Origin of the sequence: Gordonia polyisoprenivorans NBRC 16320 = JCM 10675 (assembly GCF_000241325.1) — a bacterium.
Classification (GTDB): Bacteria; Actinomycetota; Actinomycetes; order Mycobacteriales; family Mycobacteriaceae; genus Gordonia; species Gordonia polyisoprenivorans.
On record NZ_BAEI01000087.1, the window covers coordinates 195,268 to 213,245 of the forward strand.

A 17,978-nucleotide genomic window follows, 5' to 3' on the forward strand; every position below is an offset into this window, starting at 1 on the left:
GGGCGGTCCCCGCCGACGCCCGGGACTTTGGTCATATGTTCATGTACGGCGAGACGGTGCTCCCGTGCTCGTTGACCCGCAGACGCGTGCCCAGCGAGGGGAAGGCACGTTGCGCGCAATGCTGGCGCTCGCACACACGGCATCCCGCGCCGATCGGGGTGATCCGCGCCTGCGGACCGATCTCGAGCCCGTCGGAGTAGATGACGCGCGCGGCATGTCGCAGCTCGCACCCCATGCCGATCGCGAAGGTCTTACCGGGTTGGCCGAAGCGTGCCGCCCGGCGCTCCACGGTCCGCGCGATCCAGAAATACTCACGGCCGTCGGGCATCTCGGCGATCTGGGTGAGGATCTTGCCCGGTGATCCGAACGTCTCGTACACATTCCACAGCGGGCAGGTGCCTCCGGAGGAGGAGAAGTGGAATCCGGTGGCGGACTGGCGTTTCGACATGTTTCCGGCCCGGTCGACGCGCACGAACGACCACGGGATGCCCCGCAGATTGGGTCGTTGCAACGTCGAGAGCCGGTGACAGATCGTCTCGTAGGAGACCGCGTAGAACGCCGAGAGCCGTTCGATGTCGTACCGGAAATCCTCGGCCGCACCGTGGAACTGGCTGTAGGGCAACAGGGTTGCGGCCGCGAAGTAGTTGGCCAAGCCGTACCGGGCCAGCGAGCGGGCCTCGTCGCTGGTGAAGGTGCCGGCCTCGACGAGCTCGTCGATGAGATCACCGAATTCGAGCAGCGCCAATTCGGTCGCGAGCTTGAAGGCGCGCTGCCCCGACGACAGCGCCGCCGACACCTCCAGTCGGCGGGTGTCCGGGTCGAACCGGTGCAGCACATAGTCACCCAGGTCCACGCGGCGGACGACGGTGACCCCGTGACGCTTCTCCAGGCGATCGATGATCTCGCGGCGCACATCACCGGAGTGCATGCGCATCCGGGTGGTCATCTCCTCTGCGGCGACGTCGAGTTCGTGAATGTAGTTGCGGCGCTGATAGAAGTAGTCGCGCACTTCCTCGTGCGGTGCGGTGATCGCGCCGCGCATCGATCGGTCGCCGCGTTCGTCGGTTGCCGCGGCGAGCTGATCGGAGGAGTTGCGGTAGCGCCGGTACAGCGTGACCATCGCGTTCGCGATGTCGGGGTGCCCGGCGACCATCGCACTGATCTCCTGCGGGTCGAGCGCGGTGTCGGTGGCCTCGACGTCGTCGTCGAGCAGCACCTCCCGGAGCTCGGCGACGAGGCGGACGTCGTCCTGGGAGTCGAAGAATCCGGCGTCGACGCCGAAGGTCTCGGTGATCCGGGCGAGCACCTTGGCGGTGAGCGGCCGCGCATCGTGCTCGATCTGGTTGAGATAGGACGGGGATATCTCGAGTGTCTGGGCCAACGCCACCTGCGAGAGGCCGCGCTCCGAACGCAACTGGCGCAGGCGTGAACCCACGTAGGTTCGCGCACCCGCATAGGTCTTGGTCACCGCACACCTCCGCTGCTCACCGTCGCTGGGACCCGCCCGGCCGATGCGCCCGATCCCGGGGGAGTCGATGAGCTTCAGGGTACGGTGACGGCGTGCGGGTAGGGCGCGCTCATCGGCGCAGGGGGACGACGGCGGGGCCGGCGACGCTGGTGGTGGGCCTCGTCGCGGCGGTGACGGTGGCGTGTGGTCATGCGCCGACGACCGTCCCCGATCTGGCGGCCGCGCCGGCCGACCTGCTGCTCGATCCGTCGACGCTGCCGGTCGGATTCACCGCCACCGAGTTGTCGGTGCCCCAGCTCGTCGACGCCAACTCCACGCAACTCAAGGCCTCCGACGCCACCGAGATCACTCCTCCGCAATGCCGGCCCACCGCCGATGCGAAGCTCAATCCGACCCTGACCGAGGCGAATTCGGCGGTACTGGCCGCGCAGGCCTCCTTCGGTGGGCTCGTCGAGCTGGTGACCACACAGATGCGCGACATCGGCGCCGACGTGGCCGCCATGACCGGCGCCTGCGCGCGCACGCAGACGATGATCACGACGGGCAACCTCGCCGGGACGAGCATCGTCACCGAGCACTCCGAGATGGCCACACCCGAACTCGGCAAGGACGCCGAGAAGGTCGAGCAGATGCTGCTCGTGAAGTCGGCGACGACGACCACCCTGGCGGATCGATCGGTCCGCACCCGCATCGACTACGTGGGCTACGCGATCGTCGCCCGTCCGGGTGGGGCCGCACCGGTCTCGGTGAGTCTCACGGTGTCCGGTGACCCGACCGACGCCGTCGCGCCGCCCGCGGCGCCACCCGCCGCCCAGCCCCCGCTCGCCGAGCAGGACTTCGTGACGCTGTTCGGCAGTGCGCTGTCGGTGGCCGCGGCGGGCCGCAAGAGCTGACGACGGCGTCGCGCCGGGGCATTCTGCGGTGGCCCGCCGGCGATGGGCTGTCCGATTTTGTGTGAAGGTCGTCACATCCCTATGGCCGGGCGAGGCCGGCCGGCGCTCACGCCGGTCGTCCGCCCTCGCATCGAGGGCGTCGGTCGGATCGTCGAAAATCCCAGTACGCGCGTACTTTTTTATGAAACGCGCGCGGCCTTCACACATCGCCTTTCGCAAAATTTGCAAAACCCAGGGGAATCATGGCCAGTGTTCACACCACAAACCTCACTGGACCTGCGGCTTTGCCCTGTGGCACTCTTGGTTGCAGACACAACCGGATCGCTTCGGCGAGTTCGCAAAAGTGACTGCGGCCCTCGGGTCCCGGCCATCGATTGCACCACTCACCGAAACCGGGCGTCTGTCAGCAAGGGATTCGGCTCGGGTTTCACGCACGGGCCGGACCACCATCGGTCACGTCGGGCCGAGTAGTACAACGAAAGCGAAGTGGCTAATGAGCAACGTCGGAAAGCCCCGTACCGCCGCGGAGATCCAGCAGGACTGGGACACCAACCCGCGCTGGAAGGGCATCACCCGCGAATACACCGCCGACCAGGTCGTCGAGCTGCAGGGCTCGGTCGTCGAGGACCCCACCCTGGCCCGTCGTGGCGCCGAGATCCTCTGGGAGGGTGTCAACGGCGACAACTACATCAACGCGCTCGGTGCCCTCACCGGCAACATGGCCGTTCAGCAGGTGCGCGCCGGCCTCAAGGCCATCTACCTGTCCGGCTGGCAGGTCGCCGGTGACGCGAACCTCTCCGGTCACACCTACCCCGACCAGTCGCTCTACCCGGCCAACTCGGTGCCGTCGGTCGTGCGCCGCATCAACAACGCGCTGCTGCGTGCCGATGAGATCGCCAAGGTCGAGGGCGACACCTCGGTCGACAACTGGGTCGTGCCGATCGTCGCCGACGGCGAGGCCGGCTTCGGTGGCGCGCTCAACGTCTACGAGCTGCAGAAGGCCATGATCGCCGCGGGTGCCGCCGGTACCCACTGGGAGGACCAGCTCGCCTCGGAGAAGAAGTGCGGCCACCTCGGTGGCAAGGTGCTCATCCCCACCCAGCAGCACATCCGTACCCTGACCTCGGCTCGTCTGGCCGCCGACGTCGCCGGCGCGCCGACCGTCGTCATCGCCCGCACCGATGCCGAGGCCGCCACCCTGATCACCTCCGACGTGGACGAGCGCGACAAGCCGTTCCTCGATGGGACCCGCACCGCGGAGGGTTTCTACGGTGTGAAGAAGGGCATCGAGCCCTGCATCGCCCGCGCCAAGGCCTACGCCCCGTACTCCGACCTGATCTGGATGGAGACCGGCAAGCCCGACCTGGAGCTGGCCCGCAAGTTCGCCGAGGCCGTCAAGAGCGAGTTCCCGGACCAGTTGCTGGCCTACAACTGCTCGCCGTCGTTCAACTGGAAGCAGCACCTCGACGACGCAACCATCGCGAAGTTCCAGAACGAGCTCGGCGCAATGGGTTTCAAGTTCCAGTTCATCACGCTGGCCGGCTTCCACGCCCTCAACTACTCGATGTTCGATCTGGCCTACGGCTACGCCCGCAACCAGATGAGTGCCTACGTCGAGCTGCAGGAGCGCGAGTTCGCCGCCGAGGAGCGCGGTTACACCGCCACCAAGCACCAGCGTGAGGTCGGTGCCGGATACTTCGACAAGATCGCCACCACCGTCGATCCCAACACCTCGACCGCAGCCCTCAAGGGCTCGACCGAGGAAGGTCAGTTCCACTAGGACTCGACTGTCCGCGATTGTGCGTACCAGACAGGCGGCCCGCGACTCACGTTGCGGGCCGCCTGTTCCTGTACGGGCGGGGTGTGGTCGACCCCCCGGGGGTCACGCGTCGTCGCCGAATTCTTTGTCGTGTAACGACATCGAGTGCTGGGTTCTTATTGATCTGTCGCTAGGAGTGCTGCAATGTCCGGTGAGATCATCTCGCGCGTGGGTGTCGTCGGCGCGGGGCAGATGGGTGCCGGGATCGCCGAGGTGTGCGCTCGCGCCAACGCCGACGTCCTGGTCTACGAGGCCACGCGGGAACTGACCAGTGCCGGGCGGTCGCGCATCCTGCGCTCCCTCGACCGCGGTGTGTCGAGCGGCAAGCTCACCGAGCGCGAACGCGAACAAGCCTCGTACCGATTGCGATTCACCTCCGATCTCGGGGATTTCGCCGATCGGCAGATCGTGTGCGAGGCGATCGTCGAGGACGAATTGGTCAAGACCCAGGTGTTCGCGCAACTCGACAAGGTCGTCACCGATCCCGTTGCGGTGCTCGCCTCCAATACGTCGTCGATCCCGATCATGAAGCTGGGCATGGCAACCCACTGCGCCGGACGGGTGATCGGCATGCATTTCTTCAACCCGGTGCCGGTGCTGCCGCTCGTCGAACTGGTCACCACGTTGGAGACCGCGACCGAGGTGAGCGAGCGCGCCGAGACCTTTGCCCACGACGTGTTGGGCAAACAGGTGATCCGATCGGCCGATCGCTCCGGGTTCGTCGTGAATGCGCTGCTCGTGCCGTATCTGTTGTCGGCGATCCGGATGGTCGATACCGGTTTTGCGACCGTGGAGGACATCGACAAGGGCATGGTGCTCAGTTGTGCGCATCCGATGGGTCCGATGCGGCTGGCCGATCTCGTCGGCCTCGACACCGTCAAGGCGATCGCCGATTCGATGTACGACGAGTTCAAGGAACCGCTCTACGCCCCACCACCTCTGCTGTTGCGCATGGTCGAGGCAGGTCGGATCGGCAAGAAGGCCGGGCGAGGTTTCTACTCCTACCCCGATGGGGTCACCGACGCGTAGCGCTGTGGACGGTCGGGTCGCTATGACCGTGCTAACAAAGCGCTTGCAATTGCTAGCGAAGCGTGGATACTGGTAGATGGATGCGCCGCAACACCGACGATCTCGACCAGCTCTCACCGTCCCGACGATCATTCATTGATCTCGAGAATCGACATTCGTTGCGCTGCTGAACTTCTGACAACCCCACCAAGGAGGCCGCAATGAGCACCGCCGAACGAACCCTGGCAAACCCCTTCTATGCAGTCGTCGGCGCGGGCGATCTGGCCATCGCGCAGGTGACCGATGTTGTCGCGCAGCTGCGCGAGCGCACCGAAACCGCCACCGAGACCGCGAGCACCCGCTTCGAGGAGACCAAGAGCCGGCTGAACAGCCTGCCCGATGAGGTCCCGAGCATCGACGAGCTGCGCGCCAAGCTGAATCCCGAAGAACTGCGCAAGGTTGCCGAGCCCTACGTCGAGCTGGCCACCACCTTCTACAACTCGCTCGCCGAGCGCGGCGAGGAGACCCTCGAGCGCCTGCGTCAGCAGCCGCTCGTCCAGGAGGGTCTGACCCGCGCCGAGAAGACCTACAACGACGCGGTTGACCTCACCGAGGACGCCCTCGGGGTCGTGTCGACTCAGACCCGCTCGGTCGGCGAGCAGGCCGCCAAGATCGCCGGTCTGGTCGGAGCCCGCGTCGGTGAGGCAGGCGACGCACTCGACGACGCCGCCGATGCCATCGGCGACAAGGTCGACGAGGCTGCACTCGAGGCCGGCGAGAAGCTCGACGAGGCCGCCGAGGCCGTCACCGAGGCCGGCGAGACCGTCAAGGCGCAGGCCGCGACCGCTGCATCCAAGATCGACGGGGCGGCAGGCACCGTGGAGGGCAAGGCGCGCACCGCGAACGACTCGCCCGCCAAGAAGATCGCCGCCGCCAAGAAGGCTCCGGCGAAGAAGGCCCCGGCCAAGAAGGCCCCCGGTCGGGCGACCAGCTGAGCTGACCCGGGCTGAACCGAATTCCCAACGACCCCTACGGCTTCGGCCGTGGGGGTCGTTGTCTGTCGGGTGGTTGTGTATCCGGGGTGTTGGGCGTATCGGGTGAGTCGGGCGTCTCGGGTGAGTCGATGGTGAGCACCGCCAGCGCGCCGTCGTCACTTCGGTAGCTGTGGTCGGTATCCGACATCCACTGCAGGGATCGGCCGGGTCCGGCGGTGTTCTCGGCCCCGAGCGGGCCGGCGGTGACGTGCCCGCGTACCACCCGGACATGTTCGACGACGCCGGGTCCGTGGGCGGGGGAGATCGTGGTGCCGCCCGGATGAACCGCGAGCCAGAACACCTCGGTGGTGGCACCGCCGAGATGGTGTTCGACGTGCAGGAGTCGCGCCGAGAGGTGCGGGCCCGAGCCCTCGGTGCCCGACTCCTCGCCGAGTAACGCGGTCAGCGGTACCCCGAGCGGGCCGGCGACGGCGTAGAGAGTGTCGAGAGTCGGGTTGCGCCTGCCGGATTCGAGTTCGGACAGCGATCCCTTGCCGATGCCGGCGGCGCGGGCGAGTGCCGACAGACTCATGCCGCGCCGCTCGCGGGCCGCGGTGATACGCGCACCGACCGCAGATCTCCCCGGGTGTTCCATAAACAGAACGATAGCGTTATGGTGGCCTGATGACCACCTCTCCGGCATCGTCGATCAGTGAGCCGATCACCGCGGGAATCATCACCGCGCTGGTCGGCTTCACGTCGTCGTTCGTCGTGGTGGTCGCCGGGTTGCGTGCGGTCGGCGCCGATCCCGGGCAGGCGGCGTCGGGTCTGCTCGCGCTCACCGTGACCTTCGCGGTCGGGATCATCGTCCTGTGCGTCGCCACGCGGAAGCCGATCACCCTGGCCTGGTCGACGCCGGGAGCGGCGATGCTGGTGGCCGCGGGCGCGGACTATCACGCCGGCTGGCGGGCTGCGGTCGGGGCTTTCCTCGTCGTCGGAATCCTGATCCTGGCGACGGGGCTGATCCCGGCTCTGGGTGATCTGATCGGCCGGATACCTACTCCGATCGCTCAGGCGATGCTGGCCGGCGTCCTGTTGACCCTGTGTCTGGCACCCATGAAATCGCTTGCAGCGCAGCCGCTGCTGACCCTGCCGATTCTCGCCGTGTGGCTCATCGCGACTCGATGGCTGACCCGCTGGGCGTTGCCGCTGGCCTTGGTGACCGCCCTCGTCGTCATCGGCATCTACGTCGCGGTACACGGTATCGGCGCGGGTGTGACGACGCAGTGGTGGCCGCAAATCGCCTGGACCACTCCGAGATTCGATGTGTCGGCGATCGTCGGGCTGGCCATCCCGCTCTATGTGGTGACGATGGCGTCGCAGAATGTTCCCGGCGTGGCGGTGTTGAAGTCGTTCGGTTATGACACCCCTTGGCGTCCTGCGATGTTCGTGACCGGGATGGGTACGGTCGTCGGCGCACCGTTCGGTGGGCATGCCATCAACCTGGCCGCGCTGTCGGCGGCGCTGGCCGCGGGCGAGGAGGCGGGCACCGACCGAACCCGGCGATGGATTGCCGGTGTGTCCGGCGGCATCAGCTATCTGGTGCTGGCGGTGGCTTCCGGAGCGCTGGTCACCATCACCGCGATTGCGCCGCAGGGACTGCTGGAGTCCGTGGCCGGGCTCGCATTGCTGGCAACGTTCGCCAACGCTTTACTTGGTGCGTTCACCCACAACGAGTTTCGGATCGCGTCGGGTCTGACGTTCGTCACCGCAGCTGCGGGCGTGACGTTCTGGGGGATCAGCGGCGCCTTCTGGGCCATCGTCGTCGGGCTTGTGTCCCACGGGGTGTTGCGTCGTCGAGGGTCAGCGTCCGGACCCGACGGGCATCGCGGAGTTGAGGATCGCCAGCGTAGCGCTCAGTGACTTGTGAGCCGATGCCGACAGGCAGCCGAACACCTCCACCGAGATCGACTCCATCATCGCGTTCGCGTCGGCGAGCGTGGCGCGTCCGCGATCGCTCACCGTGACGATCGATCGCCGTCGGTCGGACGGATCCTTGGCGCGCACCGCCAGGCCGGCCGCATGGAGTTCGTCGATGGCCGCCACCATCGTGCTCGTGTCGATGCCGGTCTCCACCGAGAGTTGTTGTTGAGAACGAGGCCCCGAGTGATCGAGAACCGCCAGGATGGTGAAATGCCGTGTGCGGATGCCGAGTTCGGCGAGCCTGTGCTCGGTCATCCGGAACATCTCCTGCCCCAGTCGCAGGAAGACGCAACTGTCGTGCTGGGAGACCGGCTCGGGTACCAGCGCCACCGCGATCACATCTCCTTTGTCTCGGATACATGTCTCGGCCGTTCCGATGCGCACAAGCCGATGTCGCGAATGATATCGGCGTCCGGCAGAGTTCGCCCTCTGCGGGGTCAGTGCTCACGGGACCAACTCGTGATCTGTTGTGCGGCGATGGAGATGAGACGGTCATAACCGAGGTTGATGTCGACGAGATGCGTGTTGAACAGTGGGAGTTCGTTGGGTTGGCGTCCGCCGTCGATGACCGCGAACCGATACAGGTGATGGCCGTTGGTGTCGACGCAACGGCCGACTGCGCGTTCTTTGCTGGTCGTCCAACTGGACCGAGAGCGGGGTAGCCCCTCCGGGAACGTGGTGTAATCCATCAGCACCGAGATGACACCGAATGCATAAGGGTCAGAGGGAACGGTGATGCCGACCGGTTGTCGGTCACCGCTCAACACGGCCGGGTCTGTGCATGCGATCTCGCTTCCCGATCCCGCCGGTAACCCGAAGGCGGCACTGAGAATGTCCAGATTGCCGTTTCCGAACAGGCTCAGTCCGGTCGGCGGGTCGGTCACTGCCGTGGAATACGCGACAACGCAACCGCTTTCGCCTCGACGTGTGCAGAGGGGGATGTGGCGGAAATCGCCACCCGTGGTGCGTCCCGGTGCGGTCGACACGTTTCCGCCCATCAGGAATGCGCCGACGAGCCGGTTGCGCACGGTCGGGTTGTTGTCGATGTTCTCGCGAATGAGCTTGCGTAGCATGAGCGTTCCCTGCGAGTGGCCGATGAGGATAACTCCTCGCCCGTGGTTGTCGTTGGCAAGGTAATCACGCCATGCGTGTAGTACGTCTTCATACGCGAGATCACCCGCACGCGAGCCCAACGCCTGGGTGGCCAGGGCGCCCAGCGTGACCTGCCGGTAGACGGGCGCGAAGATACGACACTGCGATCGGAAGCGGGCGGCCTGGTACTCGGCGATCGACTTCACCACCGGCGAGGCCACCATGGGAGCGTTGAGTGCAGGATCGCTGGTCACGGTCGGGTACACGTAGAAGCAATCGACAGGCTTGCGGTTTTCCGGTGGTACCGGGGTGACTGTCCGCTTTCCGGTGGACAGATCGGTGGTGTCGGTGGGTAGGTCACAGGGGTCGTTGGTCATCGACGGCGAACACAGCCAGGTGGTGCCCGAGCCTGGTGGTTGCGCCTCGGCAGGCGCCGCGAGCGCGCTGAGTGCTGCAACCATGCTCGTCAAGACGACAAAGACGAGCAGCCGAGCCGATGTCTGACTCTTCAACGGAACCCCCTGAGTAGTATGACGTGGCACATACACGCACCTAAGTGTGTCTTGGACCATAGCTCATTGTTCGTGGTGGAAACAATTAGTGGTGCGATCTGATTGTGTGCCGGTCGACCCGGACCTCGTGAGTCGCGTGAGCGGACACCTGTGATCGGGGTGCCTGATTGTCGGCGTGACGCTCCAATGCCCGGTGTTCGAGGTGCCGAGGAGCGCCAGCGACGAGCCTCGAGAACCCCTGTGCTGACGGGTTTCCGGGCCATCGTGATCCGAATCCAGCGCCAGCGCAAGCGGTCTCGAGGCTCGCCGCACGCGGCTCGCACCTCGACCATCGATCTGTGATGCTCCACCCTACCTGCCCGACGGCCGTCCCATCCCGATGGTCGAGGTGCCGAGGAGCGCCAGCGACGAGCCTCGAGACCCCTTGTGCCGACGGGATTCCGGGCCACGGGCACGACACCTCGACCATCGGGTGGGGTAGTTCTCTATGGAGTTGTCAAACAACAGATGCGGTCCCGGCCGGGCCGGGTGCGGGGAATCAGGTTGTGGGGCAGCGTGGGTCAGGCGGCTGCGTCGTCGAGTCGCATGGTCCGCCGGTGATACGACGGTATCGGTTGTCGTTTCGGATCCACGCTGGCGGGCGGGATCAGCCAGGGGTGGCGGTCGAAGCCCATGATGATGTCCCATCCGTGGTGGTGGACGTCGTCGTGGCAGCTGGTGCAGAGTAGGCAGCCGTTGTCGAGGTCGGTGGGACCACCCTTGCTCCAGTGGGTGAGGTGGTGTCCTTGGCAGCGTCCGGCGTGGGCTCCGCATTTGATGCACCCGCGATCCCGGACGAGTAGTGCTTTGCGTTGGCCGGGTGTGAAGAAGCGTTTCGCCTCCCCAACACTGAGCGGTACCCCATTGGGATCGAGCATGATCTTGGTGATCGTCGTGTCACACGACAACAACTTGGCGGTCGCTTCGGTGATCGCACCCATGTTCTGCAAGTCCCCGCCGAGCGCCGGGTTGTCCGCCGACCAGGTCCACAACAGGCCGTTGGTCGGTTTGGCCGAGAACGTGGTGTCGGCCAATCCTTGTGCCGCCAACTCCACAATCGTCTCGAACGCGGCGGCACAGATCTGTTCGGGTGTCCGAGGATCCGGGGACCCATCGGGCTGAGGTTTGGGCGCCGACAGCGCTTCCATCAGAGTTCTGGTTTTCTCGCCGGCGACGATGTCGAGGTTCGCCGAGATTTCCAACCGTCCGTCGTCGGTGATGCGGTCGGTGTAGGAGTTGATCTTCTTGTCCTCCGCGGCAGGTAACCCGCCCGATGTCTCGGCCGCCAACTCGTTCCCCAACTGCCGCGCGTAGAGGTTGATCTCGGCGGGGGTGAAACCGGCGAAATAGTGCGACAAGAGTTTCCGCAGGAACTCGCACCGTTGCACGGTGTCCATAGGTTCGGGGCATCGGGTGTCGATGTGCGCCAACCCGCGGACGATGGCGTCGGTGTGTTCGGAGGAGATGGACCCGTCCGCGGCATGCGCGAGCAGCAGATCCACATCGGTGGTGGCCGAGATCCGCACGTATCGACTTGCGACGGCGGGTGCGAAACCCATGCTGATCAACAACTCCCGGAGCCGGGTGGTCTTGTGATCGGCGACGCCCAAGCGATCCATCTCGCCGGTGAGGGTGGTGGCGTGGTGATCAACCAGGTTCCGCAGTAGCAGGACCTGTTTCATGGCGCCGAAGGCTTGGGGTCCGGTCATCTCCGGATTCCATTGCAGGTCGCTGAGTTGGCTGACGATCGCGGCGAAAACCGCTTCGGCGTCAAGAGCTTCGGTGGTGTCGATCATGGGCCCCTCCCCAGTGGCTGATCGGTGTGATGGGTCCAGTCTACATCGCCAGGGTGTTCGACGCAAGAGTTGTTTTGATCAATTCTGCTTGTGGACAACGTGTTTCGGCGACGACTTTCTGTCGGTGGGGTGTGGTAAGGGTGCGGCTTTCGTTCGCCTTGTCCTCGATGTGGTTGGGAGGCTGGTTGTCTCGCCGGGTCTCGAGGCTCGCCGCACGCGGCTCGCACCTCGACCATCGGGGGGAAGGCTCCCGAGTATCGGAAGGGCGGGTTGTTCGACCATCGGGGGGTCTCGACCAGCAGGGAAGTGCTGACGATCCGGAGGAGGGCGCCTTGACCGTCGGGAGTGATGCGTCCGCGGCTCCACTGTGCAGACGCGGCTGGTGTAGCGGGGGCGTTTGCGAATTCGGCTCGCGTTCAGGTCGTGCGACGGTGGATGTGGTTGGGAGGCTTGTTGTCTCGCCGGGTCTCGAGGCCCGCCGCACGCGGCTCGCACCTCGACCATCGGGGGAAGGGCTCTCTCGACCGTGGGGGGAGGGAACCATCGGGTGAGGGTCTCTATTATCGGGAGGGGGAGCTGCGCGACCAACGGGAGGTCAGTCGGGGAGGGCGGCCAGGCGCTTCTTCTCGGCGTCGACATCGAAATCGGCGGCGGGCCAATCGAGGTCGAGACCTGTCAGGGCATCGATGAGTAGTTCGCAGATCGCCAGGCGGGAGAACCACTTCCGATTGGCGGGGATGAGGTACCACGGGGTGGCGTCGGAGTCGCAGCGGTCGAAGATCGCTTGGTAGGCCTCGAGGTAGTCGTCCCAATAGGCGCGCTCATCGAGGTCGGCCGGGTTGTACTTCCAGTACTTGTCGGGACGGTCGAGGCGTTCGGCCAGTCGGGCCTTCTGCTCGTCCTTCGACACCACCAGAGCGCATTTCACCACCGTGGTGCCGGCGTCGACGAGTTCGTGCTCGAATCGATTGATGATGTCGTAGCGTGCTTCCCACTCCGATTGCGGTACCAGGGAATGCACGCGCACCGGCAGGACGTCCTCGTAGTGGGAGCGGTCGAAGATGCCGATGCGTCCGGCCGGGGGCAGCGCCTTGCGGATGCGCCATAGGAAGTCGTGGGAGAGCTCCTCGGGTGTGGGCTTGCCGAATCCCTTGATGCTCAGGCCTTGTGGGTCGAGCAGTCCGCCGACGTGTCGCACGATCCCGCCCTTGCCTGCGGTGTCCATGCCTTGTAGGACCAGCAGTACGGAGCGGTGGTCGCCGGCTCTGCCGTTGGCGAAGAGCAACTCCTGCAAACCTGCGAGGATCTCACCGCGTTCGGTGAGCAACTCCTCGCCGAGACGACGGTCGCCGTCGAATCCCGGTGTGCTGTCCGGGTCGAAATCGGCGATCGGGCCGACAGTACCCACGCGCAATGCGTCGATCGGTTCTTGTGCCCAGCCCTTCGTCGAACCTCCGCCGCGCTTGCCCATGATGCAACCTCCTCGTCGTGTGGTCCAGAGGGTACCCAACACCACCAGGGCCGCGGGTCAGGTTGGCGGGTAGAGTGGACCGCCGCCGAAAGCGTCGCGATGCGAATCGGGCTGCGCGCCATCATTGTTGACGATTCCGTGCTCGCGCCCGTACTCCGCGCTGATCAGGGTGTGTCCGGTCAGGTTCGGCAGTGCCGGGTCGTCGGCGAGCGCCGCGATGACCCGACCCACGAACTCGGGGTCCTCCGCGCGCTCCAACGAGAACCCCGCGAACTCCTCGACGCCGAGGGACAGCAGCAACTCGGTACGGATCAGGCCCAGCCACAACGACACCGCGTGGACGCCGGTGCCCTGCAGTTCGATGGCCATGTCGGCGACCATCTTGTCCAGTGCCGCCTTGCTCATGCCGTAGAGCACCGAGTGCAGGTGACCGCGTGTCCCGAACGACGAGATGTTGACGATCAGACCCGACCCGGCGGCCACCATGAGTCGGCCGGCATGCACCGAGGCCACGTAATGGGCGCGCACGCCGACCCCGATCAACGAATCCCAGTCGCCGACCGGTCGCTGCCAGAACGGTTCGCTGAATCCGCCGAACCCGCGGGGTGCCGCCCACACGTTGTTGACCAGCAGATCGAGGTGGCCCTCGGCGTCGTCGATCGTCTCGAAGACCTCGCCGACGGCGGCATCATCGGTGTGATCGCAGGTGATCACCCGGGCCCTGTCGGGCCCGCGTCCACTGCGCGCGGTGGTGTAGACGGTCCATCCGGCGTCGAGAAGTGCGGTGGCCACCCCGAGACCGACGCCGCGACTGGCGCCGGTCACCAACGCCACCCGACTCACCGGAGTGGCGTCTCGTCGTCAGCCGAACCGGGCTCGTGATCGTCCCGGTCTCCCTCGGTTGCTGCGGGCTCGGGCAGCGGCGGAGGGTCGGCCATGAATGCGGTGCGGGAGCCGTTCACCGCGGCGACCCCGACGATCGAACTCCACACCATCATCGTCAGGTAGTCGATGAGATCGTCGACGCCGATGGATCGTTCACCCATCCACCAATCGACGGCGCGCTGGATACCGCCGACGAGGGTGTAGGCCCACACCTGGGCTCCCGCGGCATCACCGTCGCGTTCGCCCAGACGCATCACGATGGTCGAGGTGAGCAGCTGGGCCACCAGCTTCTCCGACTCCGCGGAAGTCACCGACGAACTCGGCGACGCCGACAACGCGAACCGATACAACGCGGGCTCGTCGGCGACGGCATGGACGTAGACGCTGATCACGGTCCGGGTCAGCGTGTACTCGTCGACGTCGTCGGTGATGGTCTCGATCAGCCGGGGCATCAGGGTGGTCTCGAAGAACCGCACCGTCGTGGCGACCCCGAGATCGTTCTTGTCGGTGAAATAGCGGTAGAGCACCGTCTTGGAAACGCCGATGTGCCGGGCGATCTCGTCCATCCCGACGTCCGCGCCGAGTTCACGGACCGCAGCGATTGTGCCGTCGGTCAGTTCGGTGCGGCGCTCCCGCTTGTGGGTTTCCCAGCGCTGCCGGCGACCATCGGGTTTGGAGCGCTCCTCGACCGCCCCGCCGAGCAACGCCTGCTCGATTCCGCGGGTCACGTTCGTCGCCGCCGACACCGCAGCGCGCGCCGCCGCGGCCGGACTGGGACGATTTGCGATCACCCGGCCAGCGTAGTCGCTGCCGGCGGGTAGAAATGGATGGGTGTCAACTGTGACGACCGACGTTTCCGGTACCGGCAGGCATCGGGCTGCGCCGACAAGTGCGCCCGGGTTCTCCTCGGGCGGTTCCGCGTCCGACGACCGCCGTCGCCGTGATCTGCGCAAGATGAAACTGCTGGCGACCAGCTTCCTCATCGTCGCCGCCGTCATCTACCTGTTCACCCGCTACCTCGAACACCGCGACGGCGCCGACGTCGCCGCATGGGTTGGCTATGTGCGCGCGGCGTCGGAGGCCGGTATGGTCGGCGCGCTGGCCGACTGGTTCGCGGTGACGGCGCTGTTCCGGCACCCGCTGGGCATCCCGATCCCGCACACCGCCCTGATCCGCAAGAAGAAGGACGACATCGGCGATCAGCTCGGTGGCTTCATCGAAGAGAACTTCATGACGCCCGAGGTGATCGTGCAGCGCGCCGAGCAGCTGGACCTGCCACGTCGTGTCGCGACCTGGCTGGCCGATCCGAACAACGCCCCACGGGTGTCCGACGAGGCGGCCCGCGCCATCAAGCTCGCGTCAGAGATGTTGCGCGACGAGGACATCGAGCAGTTCATCCAGGCCACCCTGCGGTGGGCGGCCGAACCCGAATGGGCGCCGCCGATCGGGCGCATCCTGCATCAGCTGATCGCCGAGGACCGTCTCGAGCCGGTCTTCCAACTCCTGTGCGACCGCGCCCACGACTGGGCGCTCGGTAGCCAGGACCTCATCGACCGGGTGGTGGAGAGCGACGTCGGACCGGCCTGGAAACCGAAGTTCGTGACCAACCTCATGGGCGATCGGATCTACCGCGAGCTCGTCGATTTCACCTACAAGGTCCGTGCCGACCCGAATCACGAGATGCGCCGGTCGATGCACGAATTCGTCGAGCAGTTCGCCGACGACCTGCAGAACGACCCCGAGATGGTCGCCCGGTTCGAGAACATCAAACGTGAACTCGTGGGCAGCGAGGAAGTGGCCGGCGCGGCGTCGACCGCCTGGAACACCGGCAAGGCCGTCATCGAGCAGATGCTCGCCGACCCGAACAGCACGTTGCGCAACACCCTGACCGATGCCGCGATCAACCTCGGCATACGGATCCGCGACGACCGGCCGCTGCAGGAGAAGATGAACTGGTGGGTCGCACGTGTCGCCAATCACCTTGCCACCAACTACTCGCGGGAGATCATCTCCGTCATCACCGAGACCGTGCGCGGCTGGGACGCCGAGGACACCAGCCGCAAGATCGAGCTCCAGGTGGGCCGCGACCTGCAGTTCATCCGCATCAACGGCACCGTCGTCGGATCGCTGGCGGGACTGGTGATCTACACGATCTCGGTCCTCATCTTCCCCTGACCGGCCCGAGGGGAGGGCTTCGACGCCGCGCCGCGCTGCATGCACTGTGCTTGCACGTGTTAGCACTGGGGTCGATACTGGGCTCGGTGAGCCACGGGAGGTGACATGACAGCGAAGAGGCCCCACAACAGCACATCCGAGCATCGCTCGGGCGACGATCCCGTCGATGAGGCGTCGAGCCCCGACGAGGACGATCGCGACACCGGCGGCGTCGGACACACCGTGGAAGCCGTCACCGCCGTCACCGCGGTGGCCTCGGATGCGGTCGCAACCGCGGCACAGGACATCGGTGGGTTCATCCGATCCCAGCGAATGGCCGCAGAGGTGTCGTTGCGGCAGTTGGCCGAACGGGCCGGCGTCAGCAATCCGTACCTCAGTCAGATCGAGCGCGGACTCCGCAAACCCTCGGCAGATGTGTTGGCGCAGATCGCCAAGGGCCTGCGGGTGTCGGCCGAGGTGCTGTACGTTCGGGCCGGGATCCTCGAAGAACGGCCGGCCAGCCCGGTGCGTGATGCGCTGATCGCCGACGACTCGATCAGTGAACGCCAGAAGCAGATGCTGCTCGAGATCTACGAGTCCTTCCGCAAGGAGAACGCCACCGAGGAGCCGATCCCCGACGAGTGACCACAGGGTGACTCGGGCGGTCGATTCACCACCCGCACAAGCGAATCGAGGAGTTCCGATCATGCCGGACAACCCGTTGTCGACAGCGTTGGGTCAAGTGTCGGCCCTGCTCAACGATTTTCGTGAGCGCGGTGAGGCCGCCACCGAGCAGGCCCAGACAAAGATCGCCGAGAGTATCGAGTCGGCGCAGGAACGGATCACCGAGTCGCGCGAGGACCTCACCGAACGCGTCGCCGAGCGAGTCGATTCCGCGCAGTCCACCCTCGACGAGACGCTGGCCAACGCGCTGGCGACGTTCGAGGAGGCCAAGAGCAAACTCGCCGCCCTGCCCGTCGAACTGCCCGCCGAGATCGAAGAACTGCGCGCGCGATTCTCCCCGGAAGAACTGCGCAAGGTCGCCGACGCCTACCTCGCGGTCGCGGCCGCGCTGCTGGCATCGTTGTCCGAACGCACCGAAGAGGTCGTCGACCGACTCAAGGCCCAACCTCTCGTCGGTGAGAACCTGCCGAAACTGGAGAAGGTCTACAACGACGCCGTCGCCCTCACCGAAGACGCACTGGGAACCCTGGCGACGCAGACCAAACTGATCAGCGGCCAAGCCGCCCGCGGAACCGGTGTGGGACAACTGACCTCGCGACGAACCGCCAAGAAGGCCGCTCGCGCAAAGGGTTCGGCCACCAAGGCGCTGCCCGCGGCGAAGAAGGCTGCCGTGACGAAGGCCGCGCCGGCGAAGCAGGCCGCGCCGGTCAAGGTCGCGGCCAAGGAAGCCGAGGCGAAGAAGGCTGCCGTCGTCGCGCAGGCGCCCGCGAAGAAGGCTGCGGCGAAGAGGACGGCGGCGAAGAAGTCGGCGGCGAAGAAGTCGGCGGCGAAGAAGTCGGCGGCCACGAAGTCGGCAGCAACGAAGTCGGCAGCAACGAAGGCTCCGGCGAAGAAGGCCACGACACCGGGGGCCAAGAAGACTGCGACACCGGCCAAGAAGACCGCTGCGAAGAAGGCCGCTGCAACAAAGGCTCCGGCCAACAAAGCCGCTGCCAAGAAGTCTCCGGCAAAGAAGACGGCAGCCACGAAGACCCCGGCCACGAAAACAGCAGCCAGGAAGACAGCAGCCAAGAAGACCCCGGCGAAGAAGTCCACCGCAGCAAAGAAAACCGCAGCCAAGACCACCGCAGCCAAGAAGAGCCCCGCGAAAAAAACGACCGCACGCAAGTCGCCGCGCTCCTGAGCGTCCGACAAAACCGA

At 65.9% G+C, this 17,978-nt stretch carries 16 protein-coding genes; 8 read left to right on the forward strand and 8 right to left on the reverse strand.

The features are described 5' to 3' along the window. Positions 1-31: 31 nt before the first annotated feature. Entirely contained in the window at positions 32-1,468 is a 1,437-nt protein-coding gene (gene ramB / locus GOPIP_RS24450) for an acetate metabolism transcriptional regulator RamB (protein WP_006372534.1), read from the reverse strand. Positions 1,469-1,560: 92 nt separating this feature from the next. Here ramB and GOPIP_RS24455 point away from each other — a divergent pair, with 92 nt between their 5' ends. The 4 genes from GOPIP_RS24455 (at position 1,561) to GOPIP_RS24470 (ending at position 6,183) form a co-directional block, all read left to right on the forward strand. Continuing rightward, positions 1,561-2,361 (forward strand): hypothetical protein, encoded by an 801-nt coding sequence (locus tag GOPIP_RS24455; RefSeq protein WP_006372535.1) that lies wholly within the window; start codon positions 1,561-1,563, stop codon positions 2,359-2,361. A gap of 493 nt (positions 2,362-2,854) precedes the next feature. Further along, positions 2,855-4,141 (forward strand): isocitrate lyase, encoded by a 1,287-nt coding sequence (gene aceA / locus GOPIP_RS24460; RefSeq protein ID WP_006372536.1) that lies wholly within the window; start codon positions 2,855-2,857, stop codon positions 4,139-4,141. A gap of 183 nt (positions 4,142-4,324) precedes the next feature. Then, complete coding sequence (locus tag GOPIP_RS24465; RefSeq protein ID WP_006372537.1) at positions 4,325-5,209, forward strand: 3-hydroxybutyryl-CoA dehydrogenase; 885 nt, start codon at positions 4,325-4,327, stop codon at positions 5,207-5,209. Positions 5,210-5,409: 200 nt separating this feature from the next. Further along, positions 5,410-6,183 carry a hypothetical protein gene (locus tag GOPIP_RS24470; protein WP_006372538.1) on the forward strand — a complete coding sequence of 258 codons (774 nt, stop codon included), beginning with the start codon at positions 5,410-5,412 and terminating at the stop codon, positions 6,181-6,183. A 34-nt stretch (positions 6,184-6,217) separates the two neighbouring features. Here the strand turns inward: GOPIP_RS24470 and GOPIP_RS24475 are convergent, their stop codons facing one another. Next, entirely contained in the window at positions 6,218-6,817 is a 600-nt protein-coding gene (locus tag GOPIP_RS24475; RefSeq protein WP_035728807.1) for a helix-turn-helix domain-containing protein, read from the reverse strand. A gap of 29 nt (positions 6,818-6,846) precedes the next feature. Between GOPIP_RS24475 and GOPIP_RS24480 the strand changes: the two genes are divergently transcribed. Then, complete coding sequence (locus GOPIP_RS24480; RefSeq protein WP_006372540.1) at positions 6,847-8,085, forward strand: benzoate/H(+) symporter BenE family transporter; 1,239 nt, start codon at positions 6,847-6,849, stop codon at positions 8,083-8,085. Here the strand turns inward: GOPIP_RS24480 and GOPIP_RS24485 are convergent. The 6 genes from GOPIP_RS24485 to GOPIP_RS24510 all read right to left on the reverse strand — a co-directional run bounded on the left by GOPIP_RS24485 (position 8,026) and on the right by GOPIP_RS24510 (position 14,728). Then, a complete protein-coding gene (locus tag GOPIP_RS24485) occupies positions 8,026-8,475 on the reverse strand; it encodes a MarR family winged helix-turn-helix transcriptional regulator (protein ID WP_244421213.1) in 450 nt (149 codons plus the stop codon). The genes GOPIP_RS24480 and GOPIP_RS24485 overlap by 60 nt on opposite strands. 107 nt (positions 8,476-8,582) lie before the next feature. After that, the gene (locus GOPIP_RS24490; RefSeq protein WP_138944171.1) at positions 8,583-9,698 is read right to left on the reverse strand and encodes a DUF3089 domain-containing protein; all 1,116 of its coding nucleotides are present in this window, start codon (positions 9,696-9,698) and stop codon (positions 8,583-8,585) included. Positions 9,699-10,309: 611 nt separating this feature from the next. Continuing rightward, positions 10,310-11,584 (reverse strand): HNH endonuclease, encoded by a 1,275-nt coding sequence (locus GOPIP_RS24495; RefSeq protein WP_006372543.1) that lies wholly within the window; start codon positions 11,582-11,584, stop codon positions 10,310-10,312. 595 nt (positions 11,585-12,179) lie between these two features. Beyond that, complete coding sequence (locus tag GOPIP_RS24500; protein WP_006372544.1) at positions 12,180-13,055, reverse strand: PPK2 family polyphosphate kinase; 876 nt, start codon at positions 13,053-13,055, stop codon at positions 12,180-12,182. Between the two features lie 57 nt (positions 13,056-13,112). Continuing rightward, positions 13,113-13,898: an SDR family NAD(P)-dependent oxidoreductase gene (locus GOPIP_RS24505; RefSeq protein ID WP_006372545.1), complete on the reverse strand. Its 786-nt coding sequence runs from the start codon at positions 13,896-13,898 to the stop codon at positions 13,113-13,115. Then, the gene (locus GOPIP_RS24510; protein ID WP_244421216.1) at positions 13,895-14,728 is read right to left on the reverse strand and encodes a TetR/AcrR family transcriptional regulator; all 834 of its coding nucleotides are present in this window, start codon (positions 14,726-14,728) and stop codon (positions 13,895-13,897) included. Before GOPIP_RS24510 ends, GOPIP_RS24505 begins: the two co-directional genes overlap by 4 nt. 52 nt (positions 14,729-14,780) lie before the next feature. On the opposite strand from GOPIP_RS24510, the gene GOPIP_RS24515 reads away from it, so the two are divergent. The 3 genes from GOPIP_RS24515 to GOPIP_RS24525 all read left to right on the forward strand — a co-directional run bounded on the left by GOPIP_RS24515 (position 14,781) and on the right by GOPIP_RS24525 (position 17,961). Then, positions 14,781-16,115, forward strand: coding sequence for a DUF445 domain-containing protein (locus GOPIP_RS24515; RefSeq protein WP_014358936.1), 1,335 nt, complete (start codon positions 14,781-14,783; stop codon positions 16,113-16,115). Positions 16,116-16,220: 105 nt separating this feature from the next. After that, positions 16,221-16,739 carry a helix-turn-helix domain-containing protein gene (locus GOPIP_RS24520; RefSeq protein ID WP_006372548.1) on the forward strand — a complete coding sequence of 173 codons (519 nt, stop codon included), beginning with the start codon at positions 16,221-16,223 and terminating at the stop codon, positions 16,737-16,739. A gap of 61 nt (positions 16,740-16,800) precedes the next feature. Beyond that, a complete protein-coding gene (locus GOPIP_RS24525) occupies positions 16,801-17,961 on the forward strand; it encodes a histone H1-like repetitive region-containing protein (RefSeq protein ID WP_006372549.1) in 1,161 nt (386 codons plus the stop codon). Positions 17,962-17,978 lie beyond the last annotated feature (17 nt).